The sequence below is a fragment of the Streptomyces sp. NPDC021096 genome, from assembly GCF_040641275.1.
Classification (GTDB): Bacteria; Actinomycetota; Actinomycetes; order Streptomycetales; family Streptomycetaceae; genus Streptomyces.
This window is the reverse complement of sequence record NZ_JBFADG010000040.1, coordinates 1-19668: the sequence shown is the minus strand read 5'-3', so window position 1 is coordinate 19668 and position 19668 is coordinate 1. Positions and strand designations below refer to the sequence as shown.

Below are 19668 nucleotides of genomic sequence, written 5' to 3'. Positions count from 1 at the left end.
GGTGGCTTGCCGGATGGGCGCGGGAGGCCGCCCTCCGTAGGTTCGTAGTACACCGCGACGCGGCGGTGCACCGCACCCCTCGGAGGCGATCCCCATGTCCACCGGCAGGCAGGCCCACACCCCCGCCGGCGTCCGGGCCCGGCAGCAGACGAGGCTGCCGTGGTGGGCCCTGGCCCTGCCCGCGGCCGCGTTCGTGGCGCTGTTCTCCCTGCTGGCCTCCCCGGCCTCGGCCGACAGCGGCGAAAGCGGCCCCGGATCCGGCGGCGGCACGGTGGCGCGGGTGGTCCAGCTCGTACAGCACTCCGCCGCGCGCCTGGCGCCGTGAACACCCGTGCGGACGGGGTCGCCACCCGGCGGGGGCAAGCCTGCCAACACCCCGCGCCCGGCGGTGGATTTCATGCGAAGCTGGACGGTATGAGCTCCGAACCGACCCGCAGGATCGTCATCCTCCGGCACGCCAAGGCCGAATGGTCAGACGAGTCCGACCATGAACGTCCGCTCGCCGACCGAGGCCGCAAGGACGCCCCCGTCGCAGGCCGCTGGCTCGCCGGTTCCGGCATCACCCCCGACCTGGCCCTGTGCTCGACCTCCGCCCGCACGAGGGAGACCTGGAAGCTCGCGGTCTCCGAGCTCCCGGAACGTCCCCGCACCGTCTACGAGGACCGTCTGTACGAGGCCTCCCTCGGCGAGCTGATCGCGGTGCTCAACGAGGTCTCCGACGAAGTGGCCGACCTGGTGCTCATCGGGCACAACCCCGGCATGCACGCCCTGGCCGACGCCCTGGCGGGCGAGGCCGAGGCCGATCTGCTGCCGCGGATGAACCGTTCCGGCTTCCCCACGTCCGCGATGGCGGTGCTCGCCTTCACCGGCTCGTGGAAGTCCGTCGAACACGGCGTGGCCCGCCTGGTCGCCTTCTGGGCCCCGCACGCGTAGGCGCGCCGCCCGGGGGTACGCACCATCCCGTACCCCCATCGGGCTCACTCGTGGGTGTTGGCCGCCTCGACCTCTTCGCGGGTGACGCCCAGCAGATAGAGCACGGTGTCCAGGAACGGCACGTTCACGGCGGTGTGCGCTGCCTCCCGCACCACGGGCTTGGCGTTGAACGCCACCCCCAGACCTGCCGCGTTGAGCATGTCCAGGTCGTTGGCCCCGTCCCCGACCGCGACCGTCTGCGCCAGCGGCACCCCGGCCTCCGCCGCGAACCGGCGCAGCAGGCGGGCCTTGCCGGCCCGGTCCACGATCTCCCCGGTGACCCGGCCCGTCAGCTTGCCGTCGACGATCTCCAGCGTGTTGGCGGAGGCGAAGTCCAGCCCCAGCCGCTCCCGCAGATCGTCCGTGACCTGGGTGAAGCCTCCCGAGACCACGCCGACCTGGAAGCCCAGCTGCTTGAGGGTCTTGATCAGGGTCCGGGCGCCGGGCGTCAGCCGCACCTCGGCCCGCACCTTCTCCACCACCGACGCGTCGAGCCCCGCCAGCAGCGCCACCCGCTCGTGCAGGGACTCCTCGAAGTCCAGCTCGCCCCGCATCGCCCGGGCCGTCACCTCGGCCACCTCGGCCTCACAGCCCGCGTGGGCGGCGAACAGCTCGATGACCTCGTCCTGGATGAGCGTGGAGTCCACGTCCATCACGACCAGCCGCTGCGCCCGGCGCTGCAGACCGGCGGCCACGACGGCCACATCCACGCCCAGCACCGCCGATTCGGTGGCCAGCGCGGTGCGCAGCTTCTCCGTCTCCGCACCCGAGACCGCGAACTCCACGGCGGTCACGGGGTATTTGGCGAGGCGGAAGATGCGGTCGATGTTGCCACCGGTGTCGGTGATGCAGGCGGCGATGGCCGCGGTCGACTCCGCGGTGAGCGGGTGGCCGAGCACGGTGACATGGGAACGGCCCGTACCGCGCGGCCGGTTGTCGCCCCGGCCGGAGATGATCTCGGTCTGCAGATGCATCGACTCGGCCCAGCTGTGCACCGTGGCCCGCAGATCGCCCTCGGTCGTGCCGCCGGCCGAGGGGGCGGTCACGAGCGCGCACAGGGTGATCCGGCCCCGGGTGACGATCTGCTCGATGTCTATGACGTCCACGGCGTAGGCGGCGAGGGTGTCGAACAGCCCGGCGGTGATGCCCGGCCGGTCCTTCCCGAAGATCTTGACGAGGAGGGTGGGGACATCGTCGCCGGTGACGGCGGTGGCAGGCGGGGTCTGCGATGCGCTCATGGTGCTCCTACGGTATCCGGCCCCGCGCCGGACCCGTACACGTGTCCCGCCTGCCGGGACGCTGCCGCCGCGGTGTGCGGCATTTCTTCCGCTGCCGGTCACCGGGGGTTCCTCCCCCCGACCCCTACCGGCGACCCCCCAGGGGTGGCGGCGGCCGGTCGTCCGGCGGCGGCACCGGCGAGGACCCGTACCGGTACCCCGGCCGCTGCGGCGGCCGGCGCGGTGGCCGGCGGGGCGGCGGCAGGGGAGAGCTGCTCGTCTGCGTCGGCGCGCTGAACGGATCCTCGCCCGGCGGCCGCAGATAGGGATTCGTCTCGTCCCGCGCGGGCCGGTACCCCTCCGACGGGTTGTACGGCCCCGGCCGGTAGGCGAGGTCGGGGTAGGTACGGCCGTCCGGGTGCGGGGACGGCCCCTGCGCCAGGGGCGAGGCCCGCCGGCCCGCGACACCCGCGGCGCAGGCGAACAGCGCTCCGGCCACTCCCGCGCCGAACCCCCACACCGCGCCCAGTACCAGCGCCAGGGGCACGCTGCCCGCCAGCTCGAGCCCCGCGCCCATGGCGTCGATGCCCAGCACCGACAGGCTCGCGTCGGCCTTGACCCGGGTCGCCAGCACCAGCAGCGGCAGCGCCACCGCGACGGCCGCCCCCAGCGACAGCCCGCACCGCGCGGCGAACGCCCCGGGCCCCGCCGTGCCCCGGGGCGTACGGGCGGCGGTGAGCACCCCGGCCGTCAGCATCAGCAGGGCGCACCCCACCGGAAGCAGCCACGCCAGGGGTTCCAGGTCCGCGATCCGGCCCATCGTGATGGTCTGGTCCGTGCCCATGCGCAGCAGGTCGTCGAGCGGATCGGGCAGCATCTGCAGCAGCGAACCGCTCGCCCGGCCCCGCAACGGCACGAACAGCCCCAGCGGCAACCCCAGCCACACCCCGTTCGGTGCCCCGAGCAGGGCCGCACCGGCCACCCGCCGGGGATGGCCGTCGCCCGAGGCCGCGGCCACCGCCGCCGCGAGGCCGGCCACGACGGACAGCACCAGCACGGCCCGCAGCGCCGAGGCCGCCGGGCGCACGCCGCGGTGCGCCGCCCGCAGACGGCGCGGCAGCGGGGCCCGGCGGGCGGCCAGCAGCGTGATCAGCAGGACCGCGAGGACCCACACCAGCCCGCCGAGCAGCGACGGCCCGGTCCGTACGGAGAAGCCCACCGAGGCCTTGGCATCGGCCAGGCCCGCGATCCGCTCCGGCAGGCCGCCGCCGATGTCCCCGATGTCCCCGAGGCCGGGAATCTCCAGGCGCGTCCGGCCGCTCCCGGGATCCGGTGCCCCGAGGCCCAGTCCGCTGCCGTCGATGGTGACGCTCGAGGAGCCCGCCCAGGCGAGCCCGCCCAGCAACAGCAGGAACAGGACGGCCACCGCACCCACGCGGGCGGCGAGCTCGCCGCCCCGGACCACCGGCCCCGCCCCGCGCAGCGACCGGGCGAAGACCCAGCCGAGCAGCAGCGCCCCGGTCAGGCTCACTCCCAGTGGCGCGATGTCGATGGTGGTGTGCGCCCCCGCGCCCGTCAGCCCGAATGCTTCGACCGAGCCCGAGGGAGTGATCGAGCCACCGACCGCGAGGACGACCACCGCGGCGGTCATCGGCCCCAGCGACCCGGCGGCATCCGCCCCCAGCAGGTGCAGACCCAGTGCGGCAATCCCTGCCATGGCGAGAAAAGCCCAGCTCACAGCGGCTATCGCGGTGAGGAGCAGGTCCGCGACAGCAGTCGCGCGCCTGCCGCTGGTCATGGTCATAGCGGCCCCCCGGTGCCCGCCCGTCGCCCGGATGTTCATGATCCGTACGTATCCGTGGGCGGTTACTACTGTCAGGGCGTGTTTCGCATCGGTCAACGGCGCCTGTTACCGGGCCGGTACACCTCTGCGTCACTCCCGACTTTCGGTGGGGGGACTGCGCCTGAAATAGTTCCTCCCGATGTTCGCCATCCCTAGACTCCCCGTGATGGGGGCTCATCGGGGGACAAGTAGTGGGGCATGGAGTGCCGGAACTCGTACTGGAATTGAATGGACAGACCTGGACGTTGGACCCGTCCCGGTCATACACCCTCGGGCGCGATCCGCAGGGTGACATGGTGCTGGAGGACGCCCGCGTCTCCTGGCGGCACGCCACCCTGCGGTGGGGCGGCCACAGCTGGGTCATCGAGGACCACGGCAGCACCAACGGCACCTATGTGCAGGGCCAGCGGATCCACCAGATGGAGATCGGCCCCGGTTCGGCCGTGCATCTGGGCAACGCGACGGACGGCCCGCGGCTGAATCTGTCCGGTGCCGCGGCGGGCGCCCCGGCGGCGGACCTCTACAGCGCGCAGACCGCGCTGGCCTCGCCCCTGCAGCAGGGCCACCAGGCCCCGCAGCAGTACCAGCAGCCGGGCCAGGGCGTCCCCGGCCAGGGCTGGCCCGGGCAGCAGTACCAGCACCCCCCGCAGCAGCAGGGCTCCTGGCAGCAGCCGCAGGCTCAGCAGCCGTACGTCCCGCAGCAGGCCGCGCAGTCCCCGCAGGCGCCCGGCGGCGGCGCAGGCGCTCCGTCCGCCCACGGCGACGGAAGCCCGACCCGCTTCCATCAGATGGCCGTCGGCCGTGTGATGCGCATCGGTCGTGCCCTCGACAACGAGCTGGTCGTCTCCGACCTCCAGGTCTCCCGGCACCACGCGGAGTTCCGGGCCACCCCCGGCGGCTTCGAGATCGTCGACCTCGGCAGCCACAACGGCACCTACGTCAACGGTCAGCCGGTCCGCCAGCAGGTCATCGGCCCCAACGACATCGTCGGTGTCGGTCACTCCACCTTCCGGCTGGTCGGTGACCGCCTCGAGGAGTTCGTCGACACCGGTGACGTCTCCTTCTCGGCCCGCCACCTCACGGTCACGGTCGACGGCGGCAAGCAGATCCTCAAGGACGTCTCCTTCGGCGTCCCCGAGAAGTCGCTGATCGCCGTCATCGGCCCCTCCGGCTCCGGCAAGTCCACCCTGCTCAAGGCGCTCACCGGCTACCGGCCCGCCAACCAGGGTGACGTCCTCTACGACAACCGGAACCTGTACAAGCAGTTCGCCGAGCTGCGCCAGCGCATCGGTCTGGTCCCGCAGGACGACATCCTGCACAAGGAGCTCACCGTCCGGAAGGCGCTGCGCTACGCGGCCAAGCTCCGCTTCCCCGGCGACACCGCGACCTCCGAGCGCGAGGCGCGCATCGAAGAGGTGCTGCGCGAGCTCAAGCTCGACATCCACAAGGACAAGAAGGTCACCGCCCTCTCCGGCGGCCAGCGCAAGCGCGTCTCGGTCGCCCTGGAGCTGCTGACCAAGCCCTCGCTGATCTTCCTGGACGAGCCCACCTCGGGCCTCGACCCGGGCATGGACCGCGACGTCATGCAGCTGCTGCGGGGCCTCGCCGACGACGGCCGCACGGTCCTGGTGGTCACCCACTCCGTCGCCGAGCTCGCGCTCTGCGACAAGCTGCTCGTCATGGCGCCCGGCGGCTCGGTGGCCTACTTCGGCCCGCCGGAGGAGGCGCTCAACTTCTTCGGCTACGAGACCTGGGCGGACGTCTTCTCGGCGTTCGAGAACTACCGCGACTACGACTGGGCGGGCCGCTGGAAGGGCTCGCAGCACTACCAGATGTACGCGGCCGACATCGACGCCGTCGCCCCGCAGTCCGTGCACGTCCAGCCGCAGATGGTCCGCCCGCCCAAGGCGCAGAGCTGGGGCTCCCAGCTGTGGACCCTGATGCGCCGGTACACCTCGGTCATCGCCTCCGACCGCGGGTTCCTGGCCCTGATGCTGCTCCTGCCCGCCGTCCTCGGCGGAGTGAGCACGGTGATCCCGTCCGACTTCGGACTCGGCGCACCGAACAAGGGCCACTTCAACCAGGACGCCGGCACGATCATGCTCATCCTCGCGGTCGGCGCGTGCTTCTCCGGCGCGGCCAACTCCGTCCGTGAGCTGATCAAGGAGCGGGTGATCTACGAACGGGAGCGGGCCGTCGGCCTGTCCCGGTCGGCGTACCTGATGTCCAAGGTGATCGTCCTCGGCTTCATCACCGCCATCCAGGGCGTGGTCATCTCGGCCATCGGCTTCTCCATCCGCAAGCTGCCGGAGGAGGGTCTGATCATCAAGGCCCTGCCCGCCGCCGAGCTCTGCCTGGTGATCATCGCGCTGGGCTTCACCTCGATGATGATCGGCCTGGTCATCTCCTCCCTGGTGAAGACCGCCGAGAAGACCATGCCGCTGCTGGTGATGTTCGCGATCGTCCAGGTCGTCTTCACCGGCATCATGTTCAAGATCTACGACTCGCCGGGCATCGAGCAGTTCGCCTGGCTGATGCCGTCCCGCTGGGCCATCGGCGCCGCCGGCGCCACGCTGGACCTCTCGCACATCATGGCCCCGATGGACAAGGGCAACCCCAAGAACCTCGACCCGCTCTGGGAGCACACCGCCGCGCAGTGGGGCATCGACATGATCGCCCTCATCGCCATCGGCGTCGCGTGCGGCTTCGCGGTCGCGCGCCTGCTGCGCCGCCACGAGCCCGAGGTCATGCGCAAGTAGTCGGCCATGCATAGATATGCCGCAGGGCGGCACCCGGTCCCGGGTGCCGCCCTGCGGCATATGCGCTGGTCACAGCCTTGATCAAAGGCCGGTACGAGCTCTCTTAGTACGCCGAGTTGACGTTGTCCATGGAGCCGTAGACCTTCCACGCGTAGTTGCACGCGGCGGTGATGTTGGCGACCGGGTCGTAGATGTTCCACGAGGTGCCGTCGACGTGGTACGCCTTGAAGGTCGGGTCGATCACCTGGAGCAGACCCTTGGAGGGGATGCCCGCGGCGGCGTTGGAGTCCCAGTTGTTGATGGCGTTGGGGTTGCCGGTCGACTCCCGCATGATGTTGCGGTAGATGCCGTTGTAGGAGCCCGGGATGCCCTTGGCCTTCATGATGTCGAGCGACTGCTTGATCCAGCCGTCGAGGTTGTTGGCGTAGGTCTTGGGGGCGGGCGCCGGGGCCGGGGCGGGCGCGGCCGCGACGGCCTTGCGCTCCTGCGAACGGCTCGCGGCCTCCTTCTCGGCGCGCTCCTTGTCGGCCTTCGCCTTGGCGGCGGCCTCGGCCTCGGCCTTCTTCTTGGCCTCGGCCTCGGCCTTGGCCTGCTTGGCGGCGTTGTCCGACTGCTTGTTCAGCTCGTTCTGCTGGGTCTCACCGAAAGCGGTGGCGTTCCAGGCGACCGGCTTCACGGCGACGGACTGCTCGGCATCTGCGGCCCCGTTCGGGATGGCTGCGAACACCAGGGCGGCGGCACCGGCCGCGGCGATGCCGGCGGCGGAGAACTTGTGGGTCTTGGTGAGACGGCTATAACCGGAGATGGGGGAGCGCATATTGAGCTGAACCTCTTCCAATCGCTTGAGTCGCAGTGGCCCGGATCGGCGCGGATAAAGCGCCGCGTCGATCTGACGGCGCCCTGCGGCTGAGCAATTGTTAGCGGCTGCAAAATCATGTGGCAAAGGTGTGACGTACTACCCCGCTTCGTTGCGAAGCCCGGGACAAAGGTCCTGTCAAGAGGTACGAGGACCTGCTCGCACGGTGACTTACGGCGGCCTTACCCCTCCACTAGGCGGCTTCGTACGTGACGTGCGTCCCATGAGCGGGGTCACACCGGGGGGCCCTCGCGCTCACCCGGTGTGCCCGTATCCGTGCAGAGCGTTTGCAATCGAAAAACGGTCGAGGTGGGAGCCGCGGCCGGCCGGGATCAGACCTCCACCAGCACCTGGTCCAGGTTCTTGCGCACCAGGTCCGGGACCCGGCAGTCGGGGGCCGGATAGCCCACCGGGATCACCGCGAACGCTTTCTCGTTCACCGGCCGCGCCAGCACCTCCGACAGGAACCGCATCGGGCTCGGCGTGTGCACCAGGGCCGCCAGTCCCGACAGGTGCAGGGCGGACAGCAGCATCCCCACCGCGATGCCGACCGACTCGTCCACGTAGTAGTGCTTGCGCCGCTCCCCGTCCTCGCCGAGCCAGTAGCGCTGCTGGAAGACCACGATCAGCGCGGGCGCGTCCGTCAGGTGCGGCTTGACCTCGTCGGTCCCCAGCGGCCGCAGGGCCGCCAGCCACTCCTTGCCCAGCCGCCCCTCGTAGGAGCGCCGCTCCTCTTCCTCCGCGGCCTCGCGGATGCGCCGGCGCACCGCCGGGTCCTTGACGACCACGAACGTCCACGGCTGCTGGTGCGCCCCCGAGGGCGCCGTGGCGGCGCACGCGATCGCGTCCCGCACCACCTGCTCCGGCACCGGGTCCACGGAGAACTGCCGCACGGTCCGCCGCCGGTCCATCCGCTCGCGCAGCTCGGCGGCGCGGGCGAGGGACTCCTCGGCGGACATCCGCTCGGGGCGGTAGGGCACAGGCCGGTAGGGATCGCCGTGCGTGGGCGTCCACTGCGTTGGTATAGACATGCCGGGAGTCTGCCCACGCCGCGCAGCGATGAGGCGTACATGGCGAAACTCGGCGCCGTGCCCCGCCCCCGGGCCCTTCGGCCTAGGTCCCCCGTCCCCGCCATGTGCCACCGTCGGCCCGATACCCGCCCGCGCACCCCTCGGTACCGTGAGGCCATGACCAACGGCCCCCGCTCCGGCCTGACCGCCGTGAGCACCGCCCTCCTCGCCATGAGCCGGCACCTGGAGGTGCGCGACGTCCTGCAGACGATCGTCGTCTCCGCCCGTGAGCTCCTCGACGCCGAGTACGCCGCCCTCGGCGTCCCCGACGACCACGGAGGCTTCGCCCAGTTCGTCGTCGCCGGCATCGACGACGAGGAGTGGAAGGCCATCGGCCCCCTGCCCCGCCAGCACGGCATCCTCGCCGCGATGCTCCGCGAGGCCACCCCGCAACGCCTGGGCGACGTCCGCAAGGACCCCCGCTTCGAGGGCTGGCCCAGCGCCCACCCCGACATGAGCGACTTCATCGGCATGCCGGTCGCCGACGGCGACGAGATCCTCGGCGCCCTGTTCCTCGCCAACAAGAAGTGCCCCAAGCCCGAGGGAGGCTGCGCCTTCACGGCGGAGGACGAGGAACTCCTCGGCATGCTCGCCCAGCACGCCGCCATAGCCCTCACCAACGCCCGCCTCTACGAGCGCAGCCGCGAGCTGACCATCGCCGGCGAGCGCGCCCGCCTCGCCCACGAGCTCCACGACGCCGTCTCCCAGAAGCTCTTCTCCCTGCGCCTGACCGCCCAGGCCGCCACCGCCCTGGTCGACCGCGACCCCGCCCGCGCCAAGGGGGAGCTCCACGAGGTCGCCCGGCTCGCCGCCGAGGCCGCCGACGAACTGCGCGCCGCCGTGGTGGAGCTGCGCCCCGCCGGCCTCGACGAGGACGGGCTCGTCGCCACCCTGCGCACCCAGGTCAAGGTCCTCGACCGGGCCCACACCGCCCGCGTCACCTTCGCCGCCTGCGGCGTACGGGCCCTGCCGGCCGCCCAGGAGGAGGCGCTGCTGCGCGTGGCCCAGGAGGCCCTGCACAACGCCCTGCGCCACTCCGGCGCGTCCGCCGTCGACGTCACCCTCGACCGCCTCGGCCAGGGCGCCGCCCTGCGCGTGGCCGACGACGGCCGCGGCTTCGACCCCTCCGCCGTCCGCCGGGCCGGCCGCCACCTGGGCCTGGTGTCCATGCGGGACCGGGCCGGCGGCGTCGGCGGCACGCTGACCGTCGTCTCGGAGCCCGGGAAGGGCACCACGATCGAAATGGAGGTGCCCGGTGGCTGACAACCGGGTGATCAAGGTGCTTCTGGTGGACGACCACCAGGTGGTCCGCAGGGGGCTGCGCACCTTCCTGGAGGTCCAGGACGACATAGAGGTGGTGGGGGAGGCCGCGGACGGCGCCGAGGGCGTCGAGCGCGCCGAGGAGCTGCGCCCGGACATCGTCCTGATGGACGTGAAGATGCCCGGCATGGACGGCATCGAGGCGCTGCGCAGGCTCAGGGAGCTGGCCAACCCCGCCCGGGTGCTGATCGTCACCAGCTTCACCGAGCAGCGCACGGTCATCCCCGCCCTGCGGGCCGGCGCGGCGGGCTACGTCTACAAGGACGTGGACCCCGACGCCCTGGCCGGCGCCATCAGGTCCGTGCACGCCGGGCACGTCCTGCTCCAGGCCGAGGTGGCCGACGCCCTGCTCTCCCAGGACGAGGCGGGCGGCGGGGGCCAGGGGAGGGGCAACGCGCTCACCGACCGGGAGCGCGAGGTGCTCGCCCTGATCGCCGACGGCCGTTCCAACCGGGAGATCGCCCGGGCGCTCGTCCTGTCGGAGAAGACCGTCAAGACGCACGTCTCGAACATCCTGATGAAGCTCGACCTCGCCGACCGGACGCAGGCGGCGCTGTGGGCCGTCCGCCATGGGATTGGGGCCTGAGGGGCGCGGCGCCCGGCGGTAGCGGAACGTCGCGTTCTGATCAGAGATTCATGCGGTCGTGTGATAAGCCGCCCGATGGCGCAACCCGAATGGCCCTGGCCCGTTTTCCATGACGTAACTGCGGCTGATGGCCGCGGCGACGCTCTGGTAACACTCCAGGAAGGTCATTGGAAGAGTGAAGAACATCAAGAAGGCCGCTGCTGTCACGCTCGCCGTGGGCGGTCTCGCCCTCGCCGGTGCCGGTGCCGCCTCCGCGCACGGTGGGCACGGCGCGGACGGCGTCGCGAAGAACTCCCCCGGCGTCGTCTCGGGCAACGTCATCCAGGTCCCCGTCGAGGTCCCGGTGAACGCCTGCGGCAACACCATCAGCGTGGTCGGCCTGTTCAACCCGGCCAGCGGCAACCTCTGCGTCAACGAGTAATCAGCACCACCTCGCCCCGTCGGGCGGTCGGCTCCGTCCCGTCGGAGCCGACATCCGAGGGTGATCAATCGTCCGAACGAGGGCAAACACCGCCGATGGCCGTGCCATCGGCGGTGCATTGGCGTTCATAGGTGCAGGGCCCCGTGGCAGGGCCCGACCAGGTCAGTCATCAAAAGGAAGACCACCACATGAACACTGCCAAGAAGGCCGCCCTCGCCCTGGTGGCCGCAGGTGTCGCCCTCGGTGCCTCCGTCGCGCCTGCCGTCGCCGGCGACGGGGACTTCGACGGAGCCCTGGCCTCGGGCGTCGCCAAGGGCTCGCCGGGCGTCGTGTCGGGCAACGTCATCCAGGTGCCGATCGACATCCCGATCAACATCTGCGGCAACACCATCGACATCATCGCGCTGCTGAACCCGACCTTCGGGAACACCTGCATCAACGGCGACACCAGGGAAAGGCACCACGAGGAAACCCACGAGGTCCACCACGAGGGCCGTCACCACGAAAACGGCCACCACAACGGTGGTCACCACGACAACGGCGGTCACCACGACAACGGTGGTCACTGACCGATGCCGCGCGCGTCCCGCCGGTGACGCACGGACGCGCAGGAAAGGCCCCGCGGACCGACAGGTCCGCGGGGCCTTCCCGCTGTCCGGCGGGCGCCGTCAGTGCCTGCGCCGGTCCCGCTCCTCCACCATGGCGTTGTACGCCGCCACCTGCGCCCGCCGGGCCGTACGCTCCACCGGCCGCAGCGCCGCCGCCCGCGCCGCGATCTCCGACGCGCTCACCGCCCCGCCGTGCTCACGCCCCTCGGCGTCCCCCGGCTCGTAGGCGATCGAGATCAGCGCCCCGACCCGCTGCGCCAGCTCCAGCACCCGCACCGCGCGCGGCGGATACCCCGGCGCGAGCACCTCGCGCCCGCTCTCGGCCCGGGCCCGGTAGGCCTCCAGCGCCGCCTGGGCCACCGGGCCGGAGCCGGCCACGTCCAACCGGGTGAGCACCTCGGTCGCCTCCCGCAGCGCCTCCGCCAGCTCCCGCTCGGCCTCCGACAGGGACGGCACGTCGGCGGGCGGGGCGTCGCGCACGGGCAGGCAGTGCCAGAGGACCTCCACGTGCACATCGCCCTCGGGCCCGGCCTCGTACACCTCCGGTACGAGGCCCAGCGCGGCACCTGTGGCGATCACCGCCTCCTCGGCCTCGAGGGCACGGGCGTTGAACTCCGGCGGTCCGCTCAGCCCCAGGGGATGCCCCGGCGCGGGCAGCGCCAGCCTCAGCCCCGTGGCGCCGAGCGCCCGCAGCCGGCCCAGCGCCAGCGTGAGCCCCACCGGGCCCGACTCGCCGGGCAGACCGGTGACACGGTGGACCGCGTCACTTCCGGTGATGTGGTGCGCCGCGTCATCCGGTGCGGCAAATCCGGCAAGCTGGGCATTTCCCCACGCGGTGAGCCGTCCTGAGCGATGTTCATCGAGCATGGCCCCCAGCCTAAGGACTGCCCCCGGCAACCGGTGGCGTAGGTTTTTCCTTGGGGGCTGCGCCGACAGGCGCAAGCGACGACGCGACTGCAATGGGAGACAACGCGCTCATGAGCGATGTGCTGGAACTGGTGGACGTATCCGTGGTCCGCGAGGGCCGGGCTCTGGTGGACCAGGTCTCCTGGTCGGTCAAGGAGGGCGAGCGCTGGGTGATCCTCGGCCCCAACGGCGCCGGCAAGACCACCCTTCTCAATGTCGCCTCCAGCTACCTCTTCCCGAGCAAGGGCACCGCCCGGATCCTCGGCGAGAAGCTCGGCGCGGTCGACGTCTTCGAGCTCCGCCCCCGTATCGGCATGGCCGGCATCGCGCTGGCCGACAAGCTGCCGCGCACGCAGACCGTCCTGGAGACCGTGCTCACCGCCGCCTACGGCATGACGGCCACCTGGCACGAGGACTACGAGGCCGTCGACGAGCAGCGCGCCCGTGCCTTCCTCGACGTCCTGGGCATGACGGAGCACCTGGACCGCAAGTTCGGCACCCTCTCCGAGGGCGAGCGCAAGCGCACCCTCATCGCCCGCGCGATGATGACCGACCCCGAGCTGCTGATGCTCGACGAGCCCGCCGCCGGCCTCGACCTCGGCGGCCGCGAGGACCTCGTACGCCGCCTGGGCCGGCTCGCCCGCGACCCGCTCGCCCCCTCGATGGTCATGGTCACGCACCACGTCGAGGAGATCGCCCCCGGCTTCACCCACGTCCTGATGATCCGTCAGGGCAAGGTGCTCGCCGCCGGCCCCCTCGAGCTCGAGCTCACCTCCCGCAACCTCTCGCACTGCTTCGGCCTGCCCCTGGTCGTCGAGCGCCGCGGCGACCGCTGGACCGCCCAGGGCCTGCCGATGGCCTGACACGCCCCGGGGCCCACGGGCCCCCGGGCGCCCTGTCCGCCGAGCGGCTCGCGCCCCTACCATGACCAGGTGGACACATGGGTGTGGTGGCTCGTAGCCGCCGTCGGGCTGGGCATTCCGCTGGTCGTGACCGCCATGCCGGAGTTCGGCATGTTCGCGGTCGGCGCCGTCGGCGCCGCGATCACGGCGGCCCTGCACGGCGGCATGGTGGCCCAGGTCGTGGTATTCGCCGTCGTCTCCGTCGCGCTCATCGCCGTCGTGCGCCCCCTCGCCAACCGGCAGCGCTCACGCCGTCCCGAGCACAAGTCGGGCATCGACGCGCTCAGGGGCCGGCAGGCCGTCGTGCTCGAACGGGTCGACGGCAGCGGCGGGCGCATCAAGCTGGCCGGCGAGATCTGGTCCGCGCGCTCCCTCGACGACGAGCGCAGCTTCGAGGTCGGCCAGCACGTGGACGTCGTCGAGATCGACGGCGCGACGGCCGTCGTGATGTGAGGGCTTCCGTGAGGCGGGAGCCGCCGCCGTGACGAAGGCCCAGATCGTCGCCGTACGGACGAGTCGGCCTCAACGCCTGCACAGCGGCGCCGGGTTCTGAAAGACTCCCTCACGACGATCAACGAACGCCCGATCAAGACCAACGACAACGGCACGGGGAGCTGGAGCCACGATGGAACCGATCATCATCGTCCTGATCATCCTGGTGGTGCTCGTCTTCATCGCCCTCATGAAGACGGTGCAGGTCATTCCGCAGGCCAGCGCCGCCATCGTCGAGCGCTTCGGCCGCTACACCCGCACCCTCAACGCGGGCCTGAACATCGTCGTCCCGTTCATCGACTCCATCCGCAACCGCATCGACCTCCGCGAGCAGGTCGTGCCGTTCCCGCCGCAGCCGGTGATCACCCAGGACAACCTCGTCGTCAACATCGACACCGTCATCTACTACCAGGTGACCGACGCCCGCGCGGCGACGTACGAGGTCTCCAGCTTCATCCAGGCCATCGAGCAGCTCACCGTCACCACCCTGCGCAACATCATCGGCGGCATGGACCTCGAGCGGACCCTCACCTCCCGCGAGGAGATCAACGCCGCCCTGCGCGGCGTCCTCGACGAGGCCACCGGCAAGTGGGGCATCCGCGTCAACCGCGTCGAGCTCAAGGCCATCGAGCCGCCCACCTCCATCCAGGACTCGATGGAGAAGCAGATGCGCGCCGACCGCGACAAGCGCGCCGCCATCCTCACCGCCGAGGGCATCCGCCAGTCGCAGATCCTCACCGCCGAGGGCGAGAAGCAGTCCGCGATCCTGCGCGCCGAGGGCGAGGCCAGGGCCGCAGCGCTGCGCGCCGAGGGCGAGGCCCAGGCGATCCGCACGGTCTTCGAGTCCATCCACGCCGGCGACGCCGACGAGAAGCTGCTCGCCTACCAGTACCTCCAGATGCTCCCGAAGATCGCCGAAGGCGACGCCAACAAGCTCTGGATCGTGCCCAGCGAGATCGGCGACGCCCTCAAGGGTCTCAGCGGCGCCGTCGGCAACCTCGGCCCCATGGGCGGCGGCGGAGGCGGCGTGCCCCGCCCCGCGAAGGAGAGCCCGCGCCGCGAGCGGCCCACGATCGACTGAGCGACTTCCCTACCATGCATGATCGACCTCATGCATGATCAGTGCGGCCCCCCGACCTCTCATGGCGGGGAGGCGACACACTGACCTTGAAGGAGATGGCCTTGTCCATCTGGGAAGCACTCGCGGTCTTCGCCGCCGGCATCGGCGCCGGCACCATCAACACCATCGTCGGCTCCGGCACCCTGTTCACCTTCCCGGTGCTCCTCGCCACCGGACTGCCCCCGATCACCGCCAACGTCTCCAACACCCTGGGCCTGGTCCCCGGCAACTTCAGCGGCGCCGTCGGCTACCGCCGCGAACTGAGCGGCCAGCGCACCCGCATCATCCGCTGCGGCATCGCCGCGCTCATCGGCGGACTCACCGGCGCGATCCTCCTGCTCGCCCTCCCGTCGAAGGCCTTCGACGCGATCGTGCCCGCCCTCATCGCCCTCGCCCTGGTGCTGGTCGTCCTCCAGCCCCGGCTCGCCCGCGCCCTCGCCCGCCGCCGCGAACGCAACGGCACCGAGGCCCGCGGCGACGGCGGCCCGGCACTGCTCGCCGGACTCCTCGTGGCCAGCGCGTACGGCGGCTACTTCGGGGCGGCCCAGGGCGTCCTCTACCTCTCCCTCATGGGCCTGCTCCTCAACGACGAACTCCAGCGCATCAACGCCCTCAAGAACGTCCTCGGCGTCATCGTCAACGGCGTCGCCGCGCTCTTCTTCGTCTTCGTCGCCGACGTCGACTGGACCGCCGTCCTGCTCATCGCCGTGGGCTCCACGATCGGCGGCCAGATAGGCGCCAAGGTCGGCCGACGGCTGCCCCCCACGGCACTGCGCGGCGTCATCGTCGCCGTCGGCATTGTGGCGATCGTCCAGATGCTGCTCAAGTAACAAGGAGAGAAGAGGGGGAGACAAGAGAGACAGGGGGAAACGCTCCGGGCCCTTCCCCCGTAAAAAACACGGGCCCGGAGCGTCCGGCAGTGGGCGCGGTCGCCCGGCACGGAACCGGACTCCGACAGACGGCCGGCGCCATCGCGCCCCGCCGCCCCCGCCACTGCGGTGCCCACTGCCCGACGGCCGCATGCGAAGCCGTCGGTCAAGCACCACCACTGTGCGATCCGGGGGCGTCGGGGCGCAACGGAATTTCCGGACGCCCACGCGCGCCTGACGGGGCGTACGGAGCTCAGCCCGCGGCCGGAACCTCGTACTCGCCGATCAGCTGCGCCCGCGCAAGCGAGTGGAACCGCAGATGGAAGCCCACCACGGCAGGCGAGACGTCCGCGTCCGGACCCAGCTTCTCCCGGTCCACCGCGTACACCGTGAACACATAACGGTGCGGCCCGTCCCCGGCCGGCGGCGCGGCACCGCCGAAGTCACGCGACCCGTAGTCGTTGCGCACGTGCACGGCACCCTCGGGCAGCCCCTTCATGTCACCGCTGCCCGCTCCCGTGGGGAGCTCGGTGACGGTGGCGGGGATGTCGAAGAGGACCCAGTGCCAGAAGCCACTGCCCGTGGGCGCGTCCGGGTCGAAGCACGTCACGGCGAAGCTCTTCGTCTCCGGAGGGAAGCCGTCCCAGCGCAGCTCCGGCGAGAGATTGCCGCCCGAGTACACCTGATCGTCCTTCAGCTTCCCACCCAGCGCCACATCGTCGCTCACCACGGCGAACGAGGGCACCGGCGGATGAAAATCGTGCGGCAGCGGACGTCGCTTCCGCTCGGACACGTCGGACACTGGGGACACCTCCAGTACACGCGGACAGGTCAGAGCGCCAGCCTAACGAGGCCACGACGGCGCAGACTGCGACCATATGGAGTGTGCTTCATGTACTTCGACAAATCGGACGAGACCGACCGGCGAGCCGCGTCATGCGCGCCCTGACCGTCCTCCTGGCCGCCCTGCCCCTCCTGTTGCTCCCCGCATGCTCGTCGGGGAGCCAGAAGACGGAGAGGCCCCCCGCCGCGACCACAGCGCCGGCGGCGACCGCCCCCGCCTGGGCGAAGGGCATGAAGACCGTCACCGAGGACCGGCTGCCGCCCGAGGCGCGCCGTACCCTCGAACTCATCGCCAAGGGCGGCCCCTTCCCGTACGAGAAGGACGGCAGCGTCTTCGGCAACTACGAGAACCGGCTCCCCCGGCAGGCCCGCGGCTACTACCGCGAGTACACCGTCCCCACCCCCGGCTCCCGCAACCGCGGCGCCCGCCGCATCATCACCGGGGAACACTCCGAGCGCTTCTACACCAGCGACCACTACCAGACCTTCGAAGCGGTGGTGCACCCATGACCGGCCTGCTGCCCGACCCCGGGCTCCCCGGCATCCTCAACGGCTCCACGCCCCCCGGCGTCTACCACCTGCCCCCCACCGACGCCCCGTCACACGTCATGGCCCTCGCCGCCGAAGCCGACTGGAAGGGCGCCTGGCTACGGCTCGACGGCGTCCACGACAAGGCGGCCTTCCTCGACCGCTGCGCCAGGGACCTGGACTTCCCCGACTGGTTCGGCCACAACTGGGACGCCCTCGCCGACTGCCTCACGGACCTCTCCTGGTGGCGCGAGGCCGGCAAGGCCCGCGGCTGCCTGCTGCTGGCCGAGGACTGGGGCACCTTCCGCAAGTCCGCCCCCGCCGACGCCCGCACGGCGGAGGCCGTCCTCGCCGACGCCGTCGACTTCTGGGCCTCCGACGAGTCACCCCTGACGGTGCTGCTCGCCTGAGTGCGGGGGCGCGTACCCGGGTGCGCCGGCACCCTTCAGGTCGTACCCCCGCCCGGGAACCGGTCAGAGCCAGCTGCGCCGGCCGCCGACCTCCGCGAGCCACTGGTTGAGGTAGGCGGCCCAGTCGGTCTGCCCATAGGAGTGCAGATCCACGGTGAACGACCGGTAGGTGTCGCTGCCCGAGCTGAACACGCCCGGCTTCTTGTCCATCTCCAGGACGACGTCCATCTCACGGTCGTCCGCGACGAACGACAGCTCGACCTCGTTCAGCCCCCGGTACTGCGACGGCGCGTGGAATTCGATCTCCTGGTAGAAGGGCAGCCGCTGCCGCGTCCCGGAGATACGCCCCTGCTCGAGGTCGGCGCTCTTGAAGGAGAAGCCGAGCTGCCCGAACGCGTCGAGAATCGCCTGCTGCGCCGGCATCGGGTGGACGTTCACCGGATCGAGGTCCCCCGAGTCCACCGCGCGGGCGATCGCCAGGTGCGTCGTCACCCCCACGCTCATCCCGGTCAGGTGCCGGCCCAGGAAGGTCGTGATCGGCGTCTCCCAGGGGATCTCCAGCCCGAACGGCACCGTGTGCACGGCGCCGGGCTGCACCTCGAACGCCCCGCCCAGCTGGACCCGGGTGAACTCGACGTCCTGCTTGTACTCGCCGTCCTCGCGCTCCACCTCGACGCGGGCCTGCAGCCCCACCGACAGCCCCTCGATCCGCTGCGGGACCGAGCCGCCCTGGATGCGCACCTCACCCTGCGCCACGCCGCCGGGGACCACGTTCTCCTCGAACAGCACGGTCTCGACCGAGGCGCCGCCCGCACCCAGGCTCGCCATGAGCTTCTTGAAAACCATCTCTACCTCCCCGGGCCCGGGACCGGTCCCGGACCCTTCCAGTACGCTCGATCGGCATGATCGCCGCGCCTGACCGTATGCCACTCGACCGAGCGTTCTTCGACCGTCCCGTGCTCGAGGTCGCCCCCGAGCTCCTGGGCCGGACCCTGGTCCGGACGACTCCCGAGGGCCCGATCGAGGTCCGCATCACGGAGGTCGAGGCATACGCCGGCGAATCCGATCCCGGATCGCACGCCTACCGCGGTCGCACGGAGCGCAACGCGTCGATGTTCGGCCCTCCGGGCCACGCCTACGTCTACTTCATCTACGGCATGTGGTTCAGCCTGAACCTCGTCTGCGGCCCCGAGGGCACCGCGAGCGGCGTCCTCCTCCGCGGCGGGGAAGTGATCAAGGGCGCCGACCTCGCCCGCGCCCGCCGCCCGAAGGCCCGCCGCGACCGCGAGCTCGCCCAGGGCCCGGCCCGCCTGGCCACCGCCCTCGACGTGGACCGCGACCTCAACGGCGTCGACCTCTGTACGGGCCCCGGCTCCCCTCTCTCCGTGCTGGCCGGCCACCCCGTCCCCGCCGACCGGGTACGCAGCGGCCCCCGCACGGGCGTGGGCGGCGAGGGCGCGGCGCACCCCTGGCGGTTCTGGGCGGACGGAGACCCGACGGTCAGCCCGTACCGGGCCCATGTGCCGCGGAACAGGGGGAAGGAGCAGCCGAAGGGACAGCCGAAGGGCCGGTCGGGGGACGGTGCTTGACTCCGGAGCCGGGAGGGCCTAACGTAGGCGAGCCGCTTGAGACGGGCAGCGCCGTGTGCGCGTACCTCTGGGCGGCAAACCACTACTACGAGGACCTCCCCTTGATCGGGGCCGTATTTCGCTGTGCCGAAATACGACAATGATCCGGCTCGATTAGGAGCCGCCGGGGAAATCCGCTAAAGTAGTGAACACCCCGCCGACGGGGAATCGGAAACAAAATTTCGAGCCGGGAACGGCACGGAAAAGGATCTGATAGAGTCGGAACACGAAATACCGAAGGGAAGCGCCCGGAGGAAAGCCCGAGAGGGTGAGTACAAAGGAAGCGTCCGTTCCTTGAGAACTCAACAGCGTGCCAAA

22 protein-coding genes are annotated in these 19668 nt (G+C 71.2%); 14 read left to right on the top strand and 8 right to left on the bottom strand.

Annotated elements, in window-relative coordinates; genetic code table 11:
- Positions 1-94: 94 nt before the first annotated feature.
- Both AB0G59_RS28420 and AB0G59_RS28415 read left to right on the top strand, forming a co-directional pair.
- Positions 95-325 carry a hypothetical protein gene (locus AB0G59_RS28420; protein WP_360917405.1) on the top strand — a complete coding sequence of 77 codons (231 nt, stop codon included), beginning with the start codon at positions 95-97 and terminating at the stop codon, positions 323-325.
- An 89-nt stretch (positions 326-414) separates the two neighbouring features.
- Entirely contained in the window at positions 415-933 is a 519-nt protein-coding gene (locus AB0G59_RS28415; protein ID WP_360917402.1) for a histidine phosphatase family protein, read from the top strand.
- 44 nt (positions 934-977) lie between these two features.
- On the opposite strand, the gene serB is transcribed toward AB0G59_RS28415, so the two are convergent.
- Positions 978-2210, bottom strand: coding sequence for a phosphoserine phosphatase SerB (gene serB / locus AB0G59_RS28410; protein WP_360917399.1), 1233 nt, complete (start codon positions 2208-2210; stop codon positions 978-980).
- A 124-nt stretch (positions 2211-2334) separates the two neighbouring features.
- Positions 2335-3993: a streptophobe family protein gene (locus tag AB0G59_RS28405; protein WP_360917396.1), complete on the bottom strand. Its 1659-nt coding sequence runs from the start codon at positions 3991-3993 to the stop codon at positions 2335-2337.
- A gap of 230 nt (positions 3994-4223) precedes the next feature.
- On the opposite strand from AB0G59_RS28405, the gene AB0G59_RS28400 reads away from it, so the two are divergent.
- The gene (locus AB0G59_RS28400) at positions 4224-6791 is read left to right on the top strand and encodes an FHA domain-containing protein (protein WP_360917393.1); all 2568 of its coding nucleotides are present in this window, start codon (positions 4224-4226) and stop codon (positions 6789-6791) included.
- 103 nt (positions 6792-6894) lie between these two features.
- Here the strand turns inward: AB0G59_RS28400 and AB0G59_RS28395 are convergent, their stop codons facing one another.
- Positions 6895-7608 carry a transglycosylase SLT domain-containing protein gene (locus AB0G59_RS28395; RefSeq protein WP_360917390.1) on the bottom strand — a complete coding sequence of 238 codons (714 nt, stop codon included), beginning with the start codon at positions 7606-7608 and terminating at the stop codon, positions 6895-6897.
- 371 nt (positions 7609-7979) lie between these two features.
- On the bottom strand, positions 7980-8678 hold the full coding sequence (locus AB0G59_RS28390) for a nitroreductase family protein (RefSeq protein WP_360917387.1): 699 nt from the start codon (positions 8676-8678) through the stop codon (positions 7980-7982).
- A 156-nt stretch (positions 8679-8834) separates the two neighbouring features.
- On the opposite strand from AB0G59_RS28390, the gene AB0G59_RS28385 reads away from it, so the two are divergent.
- From AB0G59_RS28385 to AB0G59_RS28370, 4 genes are all read left to right on the top strand, one after another.
- On the top strand, positions 8835-9980 hold the full coding sequence (locus AB0G59_RS28385) for a GAF domain-containing sensor histidine kinase (RefSeq protein ID WP_360917384.1): 1146 nt from the start codon (positions 8835-8837) through the stop codon (positions 9978-9980).
- Positions 9973-10623: a response regulator transcription factor gene (locus AB0G59_RS28380; protein ID WP_360917381.1), complete on the top strand. Its 651-nt coding sequence runs from the start codon at positions 9973-9975 to the stop codon at positions 10621-10623. Before AB0G59_RS28385 ends, AB0G59_RS28380 begins: the two co-directional genes overlap by 8 nt.
- A 175-nt stretch (positions 10624-10798) precedes the next feature.
- Positions 10799-11044: a chaplin gene (locus AB0G59_RS28375; protein ID WP_360917378.1), complete on the top strand. Its 246-nt coding sequence runs from the start codon at positions 10799-10801 to the stop codon at positions 11042-11044.
- A gap of 188 nt (positions 11045-11232) precedes the next feature.
- Positions 11233-11613 carry a chaplin gene (locus AB0G59_RS28370; protein ID WP_360917375.1) on the top strand — a complete coding sequence of 127 codons (381 nt, stop codon included), beginning with the start codon at positions 11233-11235 and terminating at the stop codon, positions 11611-11613.
- Between the two features lie 99 nt (positions 11614-11712).
- On the opposite strand, the gene AB0G59_RS28365 is transcribed toward AB0G59_RS28370, so the two are convergent.
- Positions 11713-12519, bottom strand: coding sequence for a hypothetical protein (locus tag AB0G59_RS28365; RefSeq protein WP_360917372.1), 807 nt, complete (start codon positions 12517-12519; stop codon positions 11713-11715).
- Between the two features lie 92 nt (positions 12520-12611).
- On the opposite strand from AB0G59_RS28365, the gene AB0G59_RS28360 reads away from it, so the two are divergent.
- From AB0G59_RS28360 to AB0G59_RS28345, 4 genes are all read left to right on the top strand, one after another.
- Entirely contained in the window at positions 12612-13421 is an 810-nt protein-coding gene (locus AB0G59_RS28360) for an ABC transporter ATP-binding protein (protein WP_071964454.1), read from the top strand.
- Between the two features lie 69 nt (positions 13422-13490).
- Positions 13491-13913: an NfeD family protein gene (locus tag AB0G59_RS28355; protein ID WP_071964453.1), complete on the top strand. Its 423-nt coding sequence runs from the start codon at positions 13491-13493 to the stop codon at positions 13911-13913.
- Positions 13914-14085: 172 nt separating this feature from the next.
- Positions 14086-15033, top strand: a complete 948-nt coding sequence (locus AB0G59_RS28350; RefSeq protein WP_071964452.1) for an SPFH domain-containing protein — start codon at positions 14086-14088, stop codon at positions 15031-15033.
- Between the two features lie 95 nt (positions 15034-15128).
- On the top strand, positions 15129-15902 hold the full coding sequence (locus AB0G59_RS28345) for a sulfite exporter TauE/SafE family protein (RefSeq protein ID WP_071964451.1): 774 nt from the start codon (positions 15129-15131) through the stop codon (positions 15900-15902).
- 292 nt (positions 15903-16194) lie between these two features.
- On the opposite strand, the gene AB0G59_RS28340 is transcribed toward AB0G59_RS28345, so the two are convergent.
- Positions 16195-16734 (bottom strand): YbhB/YbcL family Raf kinase inhibitor-like protein, encoded by a 540-nt coding sequence (locus AB0G59_RS28340; protein ID WP_071964460.1) that lies wholly within the window; start codon positions 16732-16734, stop codon positions 16195-16197.
- A gap of 143 nt (positions 16735-16877) precedes the next feature.
- On the opposite strand from AB0G59_RS28340, the gene AB0G59_RS28335 reads away from it, so the two are divergent.
- Together AB0G59_RS28335 and AB0G59_RS28330 are read left to right on the top strand one after the other, a co-directional pair.
- Complete coding sequence (locus AB0G59_RS28335; protein ID WP_360917367.1) at positions 16878-17294, top strand: ribonuclease domain-containing protein; 417 nt, start codon at positions 16878-16880, stop codon at positions 17292-17294.
- Positions 17291-17722 (top strand): barstar family protein, encoded by a 432-nt coding sequence (locus AB0G59_RS28330; protein ID WP_360917364.1) that lies wholly within the window; start codon positions 17291-17293, stop codon positions 17720-17722. Before AB0G59_RS28335 ends, AB0G59_RS28330 begins: the two co-directional genes overlap by 4 nt.
- A 63-nt stretch (positions 17723-17785) precedes the next feature.
- Here AB0G59_RS28330 and AB0G59_RS28325 read toward each other — a convergent pair whose 3' ends face one another.
- The gene (locus AB0G59_RS28325; protein WP_360917362.1) at positions 17786-18568 is read right to left on the bottom strand and encodes a sporulation protein; all 783 of its coding nucleotides are present in this window, start codon (positions 18566-18568) and stop codon (positions 17786-17788) included.
- Between the two features lie 56 nt (positions 18569-18624).
- Between AB0G59_RS28325 and AB0G59_RS28320 the strand changes: the two genes are divergently transcribed.
- Positions 18625-19311: a DNA-3-methyladenine glycosylase gene (locus AB0G59_RS28320; RefSeq protein ID WP_360917359.1), complete on the top strand. Its 687-nt coding sequence runs from the start codon at positions 18625-18627 to the stop codon at positions 19309-19311.
- Positions 19312-19464: 153 nt separating this feature from the next.
- Here the strand turns inward: AB0G59_RS28320 and AB0G59_RS28315 are convergent.
- A partial coding sequence (locus AB0G59_RS28315) for a hypothetical protein (protein ID WP_360917356.1) occupies positions 19465-19668 on the bottom strand: 204 nt, incomplete at its 5' end.